Source organism: Nostoc sp., from assembly GCF_036917315.1.
Classification (GTDB): domain Bacteria; phylum Cyanobacteriota; class Cyanobacteriia; order Cyanobacteriales; family Nostocaceae; genus Nostoc.
Genome location: NZ_JBALDR010000051.1, coordinates 251,992 through 265,654, shown reverse-complemented (window position 1 = coordinate 265,654; position 13,663 = coordinate 251,992). Strand labels below are relative to the sequence as shown.

Here is a 13,663-nt window from a genome sequence, read left to right as displayed (position 1 = left end):
GACATCCGGTGTTGGTAGACTCGAATCACTTTGCCAGAATCCGCGATCGCAGATAAGTTAGCTTTATATTTACCATCAGTCTTTTTTTGTCAAGTCTTATTGACGGTTTGTAACGAAACTGTTATATTTAGTTACATAAGATAACAAAACAAAGAAAAGAAAAAACCATGTATACCACCACTAACGAAGAAGGCATTCTCAACAACTACGCAGCAGAACCCAAGATGTACTACGCTGAGTACCCAGCAATTTGGGAACAACGTAAATACGTTTTACAGGGTCTTTTTGCAACTTTAATCGTCACCGCTTTAGTTTTGGTTGGTTTGAGTGTTAGCTAAGATTTTTTGATTTCAGTATCGCTGTATCTCATCGTCATTCATACTTCTCTCTGTCACCTCGGTTAGTTTCGCCGAGGTTTTTTGTTTTTTACATATCCCAAACGGCAGTGGTGTGCTGATAAGTCATTTTTATATTTACTATCAGTCTTTTTTTGTCAAGTCTTGTTGACGATTTGTAACGAAACTGTTATATTTAGTTACATAAGATAACAAAACGAAGAAAAGAAAAAACTATGTACACCACCACTAACGAAGACGGCATTCTCAACAACTACGCAGCAGAACCCAAGATGTACTACGCTGAGTACCCGGCAATTTGGGAACAACGTAAATACGTTTTACAGAGTCTTTTTGCAACTTTAATCGTCACGGCTTTAGTTTTGGTTGGTTTTAGCGTTAGCTAAGATTTTTTGATTTCAGTATCGCTGTATCTCATCGTCAATCTCACTTCTCGACTTTACCTCGGCTAAATTAGCCGGGGTTTTTTGTGTTTTATGTATCCCAAACGGCGAGTGTATTATATTGTCAAACAAGTGCGTTAGCGAGTCTTCTCCCAAAGGCACACACCAAGAGCGTTAGCGAGTTATCGAGCGTCACAAGCATCACAGTTCGTCGCTGGTATTGCTCAAATCAATAGTATAAACGTATTGATTAATATGCGAGGTAAATTATGGATGGAGAAGAATTGAGAAGAAGATATGCTGCTGGGGAAAGAGATTTTAGCGGTCTCAATCTCAGGGGTGTTAATATCAGCGGCTCCGAACCAATGGAAGATGTTTTTATTAATATTGACTTGAGTGGAATCAATTTGAGTGGAGCTAACTTGACTGATACTATCTTGGCTGGTGCCGATCTTACTGATGCCAATTTGAGTAACGCCAATCTGACTAGTGCCGACTTGGGCCAGTGCAAATTGATTCGTGCTAATTTGAGTGGAGCCAATTTGACAAAAGCTTGTTTGGATGTTGTTGAGTTCATGGATACTGACATGAGTGGTGCTGAATTGCGATCCGCTTCTATCACCCAAACTTGGCTGGGTAATACCAATATGAGTGGTGCCAAGCATGTGAGTAATGTTGACTGGACTGGTACTCGCGTTAGAGGTCTTGTTTTAGAGGATGGAAGTGTCCTCAACGACGATCATGACTGGTGAGACCATTGTTAGTTGAGAATCAGTGCGATTTTATCTGCATCCTAGCTTTTTTTGTTGCCCCGTCAGCAACAAGCTACGGGTCAGCCATAAAATAAAGACAAATCAATAAAAGGGGGTGTTTATGGCAACCCAACTCGGTGAAGCTAAATCTTCAATAGAACTGGTAATATCTTGGGAAGCATTGCCCGCAGATTTTCACCTAGAGGATGAACCAGTGGAAAATACAGGTCAGCCACTATTGGCTGGGGCTTTGCGCGAAAGCCTTGAGATAAGTGGTTTCATCCAACCGCAGATGTTAATCGCCTCAAATTTTGGACTTTGTGCGACGATAAACGGGCAATTTATAGCTAAAGCACCCGACTGGGTTTATGTGCCATCGGTAAATCAGGTTTTAGGAGAACGCAAAAGCTATACACCTAATTTAGATGGAGATATTCCAGCAATTGTGATGGAATTTCTATCTGACACTGAGGGTGGAGAATACTCTTTTAAACGAACCTATCCACCAGGAAAATGGTTTTTTTACGAGCAGATTCTTCAAGTCCCAATTTACATAATTTTTGACCCAAATGGTGGTTTATTAGAATTTTACCAACTCGAAAACAGGCGCTACGAGTTAAAGCAACCTGATGAAAATGGTCGTCATTGGATTGATTCAATGGGTTTATTTCTGGGAACTTGGCAAGGAACAAAAGAAGCCAGAACTGGTTATTGGTTGCGCTGGTGGGATGAGGCAGGTAATTTGTTACTTTGGGCAGTGGAACAAATCGAACAGGAACGCCAGCAAAAAGAACGGCTAATTGCCTATCTACAATCTCAAGGTATCGATCCAAATAATTTGCCTTAGCATATACAAATAAAATTTTCAAGTATTTGAGTGACTTAGTTTAAGCAAATAAGTGCTACAACCGTTACGCCTATCAAGGAGTGGGGCATCATACAGAAATTTAAGCACGGGTGAAAAAGCTACTCTCACAGAAAAAAGCAAGATAGGAAAAAAATAGGTTTTTGCTGAATCAAAAGCCAGAATTATTCGTCATTTAAACTATCAATTCCCTACTTAATTTCTCCTGGAGGATGATTTATGTCATCACAAATGCTGCGGTTGATATCTTTGGGCGGTCTTGGCTTATCTTTGTGTCTGGGCAATTCGGCAGCAATGGCGCAATATGATTCTAATGGCGATGGTGTAGTAGTACCAACAGTACCATCAGGTGGCACATCAGCACCAGTTCCAATAGACACATCGACAGGGGTACCACCTTCACCCTCCGCTGATGGTACAACTCGGTTTACCTGTCAAACTTATAATGGACAGTACACCGTCATGTATCAGCCACAAAGTCAACCAGGACAATTTTTTGCTTGGGCAGCACCTGCGGCTTTAGGTGGTGGTTGGGACGCACAAAGGCGTTGTACAGCAATTGCCAGTCGTTTGGAACTTTATCGCCCAGATGGTTTACAAGAACTTCAGACATCCGTAGAAAATAACGAAAATACTGTCTGCGTCACAACTGAAGCTAATCCAACCTGTAGAATTGTGCTGACAGTCCCCCGTGGAAAAGATCCTGTTGTTATCCGCAATAGCATTTTTCAGAACTTGACTACTGCTGACAGTGGACAACAAACTATAGCCGTTAACACTTATGGCGATCGCAGTAGTGGAGGCAGCGAATTATATAATTTAGGACGCACACTTCTAGGCGGTAGCAATAATCGGGTTAGCTCATCTAGAAGTGGGATTAATCTGAAACCTTTCCTCGATCGTCAAGATGGCGGTACTGGAAACAATTTGCGGAGTGGAGTAGCAATTCGTCGTCAGTCTCAACCTAACAGTGTTCGTCTCAGCCCTGGTAAATTTCGGTAAGCAAGAGTAGCTTATAATACAAAATGACTTTCAAATAAAAAATATCCAACTACTTATTGTGGGGCGGACAAGATGTCCGCCTTTTTTTTATGGGCGTAAAATTGCTGTCCCTCGGACTTATTCGAGATGTCAGGGATCTAAATCCAGTTGTATATTATTTATTCTTTTAACCTTTTGCTAGCAGTTTCTTAACGTTGCTGAGATAACTTGAGGTTGTTGAATATGGATTAATACTAGTAAAATACGTAGTTTTTTTGACTACAAAATAGTTTTTATTGATAGTGATATTGCGATTGTCAATGTGACTGGATTATGTTTACAAATTCTTACTGAACATCAGCTTTTCAGGCAATTTTCAAACAAGACAAAATAAATTGAAGGAGACGTTATTAATGGCTTTGACACAAGGCGATATTGCTTTTATCTCTTTCAATGCTGATGCCAGTATTTTGCAGAAAGTTGGTGCCTTCACCAGTACTAATGGAGCCGAAATATCCGCCTTTGATTCAGGAAGCGATCGCTTATTTGTGGTTGCTGGCAGCATAGTTGAAATTTATAATGTCAGCAATACAGGCACGCTAACCTTAGCTGGTTCTTTGACAACAGGATTTACGCCTCCCGCAGGGACACAAGCTATTCCCAACAGCGTTGCGGTGAAAAATGGTATTGTCGCAGTCGCCTACGCCATTCAAAACACCACCACAAACGCCCAACAGACGGGACAGGTGAGTTTCTACAATGCCGTCGGCACATTCTTGAACTCAGTGGCGGTGGGTGCATTACCCGATATGCTCACCTTTACGCCCGATGGCACGAAGGCATTAGTAGCAAATGAGGGAGAACCCAACAGCTACGGGCAACCAAATTCGGTAGATCCTGAAGGTTCAGTTAGCATTATTGACATTTCTGGTGGCGTGGCGAATGCAACCGTTGCCCAAGCCGCGTTTACAAGCTTCAATAGCCAGATAGCCACACTTAAAGCCGTAGGTGTACGGATTACTGGCCCCGGCTCGACGGTGGCACAAGACTTAGAACCAGAGTATATTGCTGTATCTCCAGATGGCAAAACTGCGCGGATTACCTTGCAAGAAAACAATGCGATCGCTATTCTGGATATTGCTAGCGCCACCATTACCAATATTTTGCCTCTGGGTGCGAAAAATTACAATCTTCCAGGTAACGGATTAGATGCTAGCGATCGCGATGGTAAAATTAATATTCAGAATTGGCCGGTATTTGGGTTATATCAACCCGATACGATCGTTAGCTTCACCGCCAATGGACAGACTTACTACATCACCGCCAACGAAGGAGATTCCCGCGACTACACTGGTTTTAGCGAGGAAATCCGGGTAGGCGGAGCCGGATATGTTTTAGATCCAACAGTTTTCCCCAATGCGGCTACCCTAAAGCAAAATACCAACCTGGGACGGTTAACCGTTACAAATGCCACAGGAGACACCGACGGAGACGGAGATTTCGATCGCATCGAAGCATTTGGGGGACGTTCCTTTTCGATTTGGAATACCAGCGGCAATCAGATATTCGACAGTGGCGACCAATTTGAACAAATCACCGCAACCAAAGTACCAACTCTGTTTAACTCAGATGGTGCGGCTGATACCTTTGACACCCGCAGCGATAACAAAGGGCCTGAACCCGAAGGCGTGGCAATCGGAGTCATCAACAACCGCACCTATGCTTTTATTGGTTTAGAACGCACTGGCGATGTCATCGTTTACGAAGTGACAAATCCCAACAAACCAAGTTTTGTTCAATATATCAACACTCCTGAAGATATTGCGATCGAAGGACTAACCTTTGTCTCGGCGGCTGATAGTCCCACAGGCAAGCCTTTGTTAGTTACTACAGCCGAAGTCAGCAAGACGGTTGCGGTATTTGAAGTAACTCCATCTGTTCGGATTAGCGACATTCAGGGAACGGGGCATATCTCATCCTTTAGAAATCAGACTGTCAGCAATGTAGCGGGAATTGTCACAGTTAAAGCAAGTAACGGTTTTTACTTGCAAGACCCCACTCCAGACAGCGACGATCGCACTTCTGAAGGTATTTTTGTTTTCACCTCATCAGCACCAACCGTATCCGTCGGCGATTCCATATTAGTCAGTGGAACCGTTACAGAATTTCGTCCTGGTAACGATGCCAATAATTTAACCAAAACACAAATCACTACTCCCACAATTGTTACCGTTTCTAGTGGCAACGATCTACCCACTGCTACAATCCTGGGTAATGGTGGCAGAACAATCCCAACAACAGTAATCGATAACGACACGATCGCTAATATCGAAACTGGAACAACCACCTTCGATCCTGCCCAGGATGGCATCGACTTCTATGAAAGCTTAGAAGGAATGCTGGTACAGGTGAATAACCCAATTACTACTTCACCCACTGCAAACTTTGGCACATCAGAAGAAATTTGGGTATTAGCAGACAATGGCGCAAATGCCACGGGTAGAACGGTTCGCGGTGGTAGCCTGATTAGTGATTCAGACTTCAATCCTGAGCGGATTCAGATCGACGATCTCAACAATGCCTTAACACTGCCTGAAGTTAATGTTGGTACGCAACTTAGTAATATTGTTGGTGTCGTTGACTACAGCTTTAATAACTATGAAGTTCTAGTATCGGCTGTTCCCACAGTAGTACAGAACAGTAACATTCAAAAAGAAGTCACTAACCTAACTTCTACCACCAACCAACTGGCGATCGCTACCTACAACGTCGAAAATCTCGATCCAGGTGACGATCCAACCAAGTTTAACAACCTGGCTAATCGCATTGTTAATAATCTGAAATCACCAGATATCATTAGTCTCGAAGAAATTCAGGACAATAACGGTGCAACAAATGATAGCGTTGTTGATGCCAGCACTACCTTCCAAAAGTTAATTGATACAATTACTGCTGCTGGTGGCCCCACATATCAATATCGCCAAATTAACCCAGTAGACGATACGAACGGCGGTGAACCTGGTGGGAATATCCGGGTGGGTTTCTTGTTTAATCCCGATCGTGTCAGCTTTGTAGACCGCCCTGGTGGTAGTTCCACCACCAGCACCACAGTTACCAATGTCTCTGGTGTTCCTACAGTTTCTAATAGTCCTAGTTTAATCGACCCCACCAACTCCGCCTTTACCAGCAGTCGTAAACCATTAGTGGGTGAATTTACTTTCAACGGTGAAACTGTTTATGTAATTGGCAACCACTTTAATTCTAAAGGTGGCGACCAACCATTATTTGGCCCGAATCAACCACCAACTCTCAGTAGTGAAACCCAGCGCCAGCAACAAGCTACCCTGGTGAAAAACTTTGTCGAGTCTATTTTAGCGATCGCTCCCAATGCCAATGTAGTAGTGGCGGGTGACTTAAATGACTTTGAGTTTTCCAACCCCGTCAACACCCTAGAAAGCGCTGGACTGACTTCTTTAATTGAAACTCTGCCGCAAAATGAGCGTTACACCTACAACTTTGAAGGTAACGCCCAAACCCTTGACCACGTTTTAGTTAGTAACAACTTGCTCAACAAGCTGGATGGTTATGATGTAGTTCACATCAACTCAGAGTTTGCCGACCAGGATAGCGATCATGACCCTAGTGTAGCTCGGTTTAATCTCCCTAAAAATAATGCTCCCACGGTAGTACAGCCGATTGACGACCAAATCATTTCTACTAATAAAGCTTTTTCTTTCAATATCAGTAACAAATTTGCTGATGTAGATCCAGGTGATACCCTGACTTACAGTGCTACAGGTTTACCCACTGGTTCTAGTATCGTTGCCAACACAGGTGTAATATCCGGCACTATCTCCCAAATCGGCATTTTTGCAGTCACAGTTACCGCTGCCGATCCTAAAGGCACTAATGTTAGCGATACCTTTGATTTGACTGTTGCCAATAACAAGGCGACATCTGGCAACGACATCATCTTTGTCAGCGAACTTACTGGTTTGAACAAATACATAGTCAATGCTCTAGCAGGGAGCGATCGCGTCATCGGCACTAATACCAGCGAGTTAATCGATGGTGGATCGGGCAATGATTACCTGGATGGCAAGGGAGGCATAGATGTACTCCTCGGTGGCGATGGCAATGACACAATCTTTGGTGGACTTGGCAGTGACGCACTTTCTGGAGGCAATGATAATGACCGCCTGATTGGTTGGGGCGGTGGCACAAACGAAATCGACCTCCTCAACGGCGAACAAGGTGCAGATACTTACGTTTTAGGTGATGCCACTTCAGCTTTCTATACCAGTTCCCGCAACAATGATTATGCCGATATTCTCAACTTCCAAACAAACGATCGGATTCAGCTTAAGGGAGTTGCGAACAATTACTCACTAGCCTCAGTTAGATCGGATGTAGGCATTTTCACCAACAATGGAGCGGAATTGATTGCTGTTGTAGAAAACGGGTTAAACCGTAATACCAATTTGGCAACAGATACTCGTTTCGTCTTTGTTTAACGCAGATTTAATAAAACTTACCTAAAATCTTTCAAACTCCGATTTCTCTACGTACTCTGCGCCTCTGCGGTTCGCTATTCCCCACTGCCAAATTTCAAAGCAGTCTCATATCTGGAATCAATCTCAGAATTAAACATGGTAACTACTAATACAATTCGCTTTTCCCAATTTAATGCTTCTTTGAATCGTAATGCCAAAGGTCAGTTAGTCAGCGATCTTTCTACCCCTGACAATGCTCAAGCAAAGGCAGTTGCAGAAATCATCCAGCGTAATAACCCGGATGTGTTGCTAATTAACGAGTTTGACTACTCCCCGGAAGCAGTTCAACTATTCCGGCAAAATTACTTAGCCGTCAGCCAGAACGGTGCAACTGCTGTTGATTACCCTTACTTCTACATCGCTCCTTCCAATACGGGTATTGCCTCTGGGTTTGACTTAAACAACAACGGCACTGTAGTTACAACCCCTGGTGAAACGGGATACGGCGATGATGCCTTCGGATTTGGGAATTTCCCTGGTCAATACGGGATGTTGTTGCTGTCTAAATATCCCATCGACATTGCCAATATCCGCACCTTCCAAAATTTCCTTTGGAAGGATATGCCAAATGCCTTACTTCCCGACGATCCGACAACACCACAGCCAAATGATTGGTATTCTGAGGATGAACTGGCAGTTTTACGCCTCTCCTCCAAAAGTCATTGGGATGTACCAATTAAGGTAAACGGCGAGACAATTCACATCCTTGCCAGCCACCCCACACCCCCAACCTTTGATGGCGCGGAAGACCGCAACGGCAAACGCAACCACGACGAGATCCGCTTTTGGGCAGACTATATTACCCCAGGTAACGGTAATTACATTTACGATGATGAAGGGAAAACAGGCGGTATTGATGCTGGATCAAACTTTGTGATTGTGGGCGATCAAAATGCCGATCCATTGGATGGTGATAGTTTTGACAACGCTATTCGCCAACTGTTGCAAAATCCCAATATCAATACTAATGTTATTCCTACCAGTCTGGGTGGTCGCCAACAAGCAGGCTTACAAGCTGGTGCAAACATTAGCCAAAATGGTAATCCTAGCTTTGACACCGCAGACTTTGCTGATACGACTCCCGGAAACCTGCGGACTGACTATGTGCTACCTTCCGCTAACTTGACAATTGCCAATTCAGGAGTATTTTGGCCGCTGAATACCGATCCAACATTTTCCCCAGTCGGTACTTTTCCATTCCCCAGTTCTGACCATCGCTTAGTGTTCGCAGATGTGCAAGCTGGGCCAACTGAAGCAGGTAAAACCATTCCTAATATAGGATTTTTGGGACAAACTACCTTTGTCACTGGCTTTATTCCTACTGGCGCAGCAGGAACGGTAAATGGGGTACAAACTCCAGTGGGTGGATTATCTGGCGTCACCTATGATGCTGCGAATAACCGCTACTACGCAATCTCAGATGATCGCTCCCAAGTTGCCCCTGCGCGTTTCTATACCTTCACTGCTGACGATTCCGGGGTGAATTTTACTAATGTCACAACCCTGAAAGATATCAACGGCAACTTTTTTGCAATTAACAGCCTCGACACAGAAGGCATTGCTTTAACTAACAATGGCACTGTTTTCATCTCTTCAGAAGGCGAAGTAAATCCTACTGCTGGTCGTGTTACCAATCCCTTTATTAAAGAGTTTTCGCTGGCTACTGGGGAAGAAGTGCGATCGCTACTTGTCCCCAAAAAGTTCCTGCCAGTCCTAGAAGATACCAACAGTAACGGCATTATCGATGCAGGTGATACGCAGACATCAGGTGTTTACAATAACTTAGCCTTTGAAAGCCTCACCATCACACCCGACGAGAAAACTCTATTCACCGCCACCGAAAACGCACTGTCCCAAGATGGATTAAAGGCCTCGCTCAACAATGGCAGCCCTTCCCGGATTCTGCAATATAATGTGGTTACTGGACAACCAGAAAAAGAATACCTTTATATTACTGATGCGATTCCCGAAGCGCCCAACCCTAGCACAGGTTCAGCTGACAATGGTTTGGCAGACTTATTAGCAATAGATAATCGTGGCACATTACTAGCGCTAGAACGTTCCTTTGCCCAAGGTGTAGGCAACACCATCAAAATCTACGAAGTTTCTTTGCAAGGTGCAACTGACATTAGTTTCTACGATTCTCTCAATAATTTGAGCGCTGAACAACTAGCAGCGATCGCACCTGCTCAAAAGCGACTGCTGTTGAATTTAAATGACTTAAACTTGCCTAACGGTACAGATAACATCGAGGGTATTACCTTTGGCCCCAAACTAGCAGATGGTAGCCAGTCGATTGTGCTGGTAAGTGATAACAACTTCAGCCAAAGTCAATTTACCCAAATTCTCACATTAGATGCAGACTTAGTTCCCACTGCTGCACCCACAGTAGAAACCCGCCCCAGTTTATTTGACGATGAAGATCCAACACTACCTGCTGTGGATCAAAACGCTGATGCTGATGACCCTGCCATTTATGTTAATGCGACAAATTCTGCCGATAGTTTAGTACTAACCTCAGTCAAAAATGCTGGATTGCGGGTTTATGACTTGTCTGGTAATTTGTTGCAAACAGTTAATCCTGGTGGCATTCGCTACAACAACATTGATCTGCAATACGGTTTTAAATTAGGCAATCAATCTGTTGATATTGCCGTAGCTAGCGATCGCCAAAATGATAAACTAGCAATCTTCAAAATTAACCCCAACCCTACCACCGCCGGACAATATTTGGAAGATATCACCGATAGCAATATTGGTACAATCTTTCAAGCATCACCTTTTGAACCTCCTTATTCTGCATCAACTCGCAGTTCTTATGGAGTTACCTTATACCGTAGCCCTGTAACTAATGATTACTATGTCTTTACCAGTCGCCGCCAAACTGGAGATATAGCTCAATTCAAATTGATTGACAAAGGTAATGGCAAAATTGGAGCGGAACTAGTGCGGGAGTTCACCATCCCCTCGCCCACCACAGAAGGGCGTTCTCCCCAAACAGAGGGTATGGTGGTTGACCAAGAAACCGGCTTTCTCTACATAGCCCAAGAAGATGTGGGCATTTGGAAATTCCAGGCAGAACCGGACGGCGGCACAACAGGCAAACTGATCGATCGCGTTCGTTTTGAGGGTGGTTCTCACCTCACCGATGATGCCGAAGGGTTGACCATCTACTACGGCAAAAACGGCACAGGCTACTTGCTAGCATCCAGCCAAGGCGACAGCACTTTTGTTGCCTACACTCGTGAAGGTAATAACGAATACGTAGGTAATTTTGCCATTGGTAACAATGGGTCAATTGACAGCGTGCAAGAGTCAGATGGTGCTGATGTAATTAACGTGGCACTGGGGCCTAACTTCCCATTTGGTTTATTTGTTACTCAAGATGGCTCCAATGAACCTGCCAAGACCATCGATGGCGAAAATGTCAACTCTAACTTTAAGCTGGTACCTTGGGAAAATATCGCCAATACCTTCCCCAATTCTCTAAATATCGACACCACTAGTTACGATCCTCGCAATCCTGTTGCCCAACCCAAGCTGACTATCTATGAATTTGAAAACCTACCAAAGTTAGGTACGACTTCTGAAAATCAAGATATTTTCTTAGGTGGTTTTTCTGGGTTGTATTTCCAAGGGTTTGCAGCAAATGGCAACCTGAAATTTGTCACCAACACAGACCGTGGCCCCAATGGAGAACCTGATGGTGTCAAAAGACCATTTTTATTACCCAACTTCCAGCCAGAAATAGTCAGTTTTGAACTCAACCGCACCACAGGTGAAATCAACATTACCAACAGAACAGAACTATTTCGCCAAGATGGAACGACGCCATTAACGGGACTGCCTAACTTACAAGGTGTAGGAAACGGTTTAGCCTACACAGATGAAATTGCCGTTGACTTAGACAACAATGTTCTAGCTAACGATCCTTTGGGTGCTGATTTAGAGGGCATTGTAGTTGCGGAAAATGGTGATTACTGGCTGGTAGATGAGTATCGTCCCTCCATTTATCATTTTGATACTAATGGAAAGCTAATTGAGCGCTTTATCCCTCAAGGAACTGCCACAGCGCCCAACCCAGATCAACCAGCAGGAACTTTTGGCACTGAGGTATTGCCAGCGGTTTATGCCCAACGCCGCAATAATAGGGGATTTGAAGCTGTAGCATTCCAAGGTAATAAATTATATGCCTTTATTCAGAGTCCAATTGATAATCCAGATGTCGCCAATGACGCGACTTCCAAAGCTTCTCTCAACCTGCGAATTCTGGAGTTTGATATTGTTAGCAAGCAGGTAACAGGAGAGTATTTATATCGTCTAGAAGGTTTACCAGGAACCGATAAGATTGGCGATGCAGTCTCTTTGGGTAATGGCAAATTTGCAGTGGTTGAACGAGACGACAATGGCACATCTGCTGGCAATAAACTGATTTACCAAATTGATTTAGCCGGGGCGACCAACATCAACAACCCTGCTAACTTTACCTTGCCAACTGGTAAAACTATTGAACAACTTACCTCTGCGGAGTTAGCTGCTGCTAATATTACGCCTGTCAGCAAGAGTTTGATTGCTAATGCTGCTCAGTTGGGTTACACCGGGGTGGAAAAATTAGAAGGTCTGGCACTGGTAGCACCTAACACCCTAGCCTTGATTAACGACAACGACTTCAACATTACGGGTAATACGGCTGCTGAAAAACTCGGCATTCTTGAACTACCCAATAACCTGACAACTGCACAGCCGACTTTCCCCGATAGCTTTGGTTCTAGTAACAGCGATAATGTTACAGTTCAGCCAGGAAAAACATTCTTTGCGGGTGACGGAGCAGATTTTGTAGAGGGTACTGAAGGCAACACAATCGAGGCTGGGAATGGTGATGACACTGTGCTTGTAGGCAGTAACTCTTCAGTATCCGGGGAAGATGGTAGCGATCGCATATTTATTGGTCAAAATGGCCCAGTTCAAAATACCAGTGCTGATGGTGGTGCTGGTGATGATGAAATTACGGTGGTGGAAGCCAGTCGTAGCAATAATTTGTTTGGGGCGACAGGTGATGATACTCTCACAGTAATTGAAGGTTCTCGTCAATCATTATTCGGTGGCTCAGGTAACGACACCCTCACGAGTAACGGTAGCAATAACCGTCTCTACGGTGGTTCTGGAGATGACAAACTCTTCTCCAGTGTGAATGATTCCCTGTTTGGTGGCGATCGCGATGATGTACTATTTGCTGGTCAAGGGGGTGGTAATCGCCTCAGTGGAGGTACTGGTGTCGATCAATTCTGGATTGCTAACGCTAGTCTGCCAACTAGCAAGAACATTGTGACTGATTTTACAGTTGGCATTGATAAAATCGGGCTGGGCGGTATTGGTGTTACTCAGTTTAATGCCCTGACACTATTGCAACAGGGTGATGATACCATCGTGAAAATCGGAAATGTCGAGTTAGTCTCATTGCTAGGAATTACATCAAATACTCTCACAGCAAATGACTTTGTTTTCTCTGGCAGTGTTATAGGTTAATTTGTTCGCCTAGTCTGATTGTTACAGCTTCATTACACAGCAAAAGTTAATGAAGCTGTACTCAATGATTGCAAAAACCCTTATTTATAAAGTTCTCCCGCAGCCTACGGATGCGTAGACGCGTTCGCCTTTGGCGTAATTACTCAATTTTTATTTGGTCTATCATCCCATATTTCTGCTCAATCAAACTCAACAGTCTGTTCTCAAACGGGGTCAAATGCGATCGCTTCAACTCACCCAAACATTT

7 protein-coding genes are annotated in these 13,663 nt (G+C 43.9%); all 7 read left to right on the top strand.

Features of this window, described 5'->3' with window-relative positions; all coding sequences use genetic code 11:
- The first annotated feature begins 167 nt into the window (after nt 1-167).
- The 7 genes from psb34 (V7K84_RS25215) (at nt 168) to V7K84_RS25185 (ending at nt 13,416) form a co-directional block, all read left to right on the top strand.
- Nucleotides 168-338 (top strand): photosystem II assembly protein Psb34, encoded by a 171-nt coding sequence (gene psb34, locus V7K84_RS25215; protein WP_334842080.1) that lies wholly within the window; start codon nt 168-170, stop codon nt 336-338.
- 233 nt (nt 339-571) lie between these two features.
- Entirely contained in the window at nt 572-742 is a 171-nt protein-coding gene (gene psb34 / locus V7K84_RS25210) for a photosystem II assembly protein Psb34 (protein WP_292736552.1), read from the top strand.
- 266 nt (nt 743-1,008) lie between these two features.
- Nucleotides 1,009-1,491, top strand: coding sequence for a pentapeptide repeat-containing protein (locus tag V7K84_RS25205; RefSeq protein WP_334842078.1), 483 nt, complete (start codon nt 1,009-1,011; stop codon nt 1,489-1,491).
- Nucleotides 1,492-1,612: 121 nt separating this feature from the next.
- Entirely contained in the window at nt 1,613-2,338 is a 726-nt protein-coding gene (locus V7K84_RS25200; RefSeq protein WP_334842077.1) for a Uma2 family endonuclease, read from the top strand.
- A gap of 237 nt (nt 2,339-2,575) precedes the next feature.
- Nucleotides 2,576-3,358 (top strand): COP23 domain-containing protein, encoded by a 783-nt coding sequence (locus tag V7K84_RS25195; protein ID WP_334842075.1) that lies wholly within the window; start codon nt 2,576-2,578, stop codon nt 3,356-3,358.
- Nucleotides 3,359-3,750: 392 nt separating this feature from the next.
- Nucleotides 3,751-7,851, top strand: coding sequence for a choice-of-anchor I family protein (locus tag V7K84_RS25190; protein ID WP_334842073.1), 4,101 nt, complete (start codon nt 3,751-3,753; stop codon nt 7,849-7,851).
- Between the two features lie 135 nt (nt 7,852-7,986).
- Nucleotides 7,987-13,416 (top strand): phytase, encoded by a 5,430-nt coding sequence (locus V7K84_RS25185; protein WP_334842071.1) that lies wholly within the window; start codon nt 7,987-7,989, stop codon nt 13,414-13,416.
- The last annotated feature ends 247 nt before the right edge of the window (nt 13,417-13,663 follow it).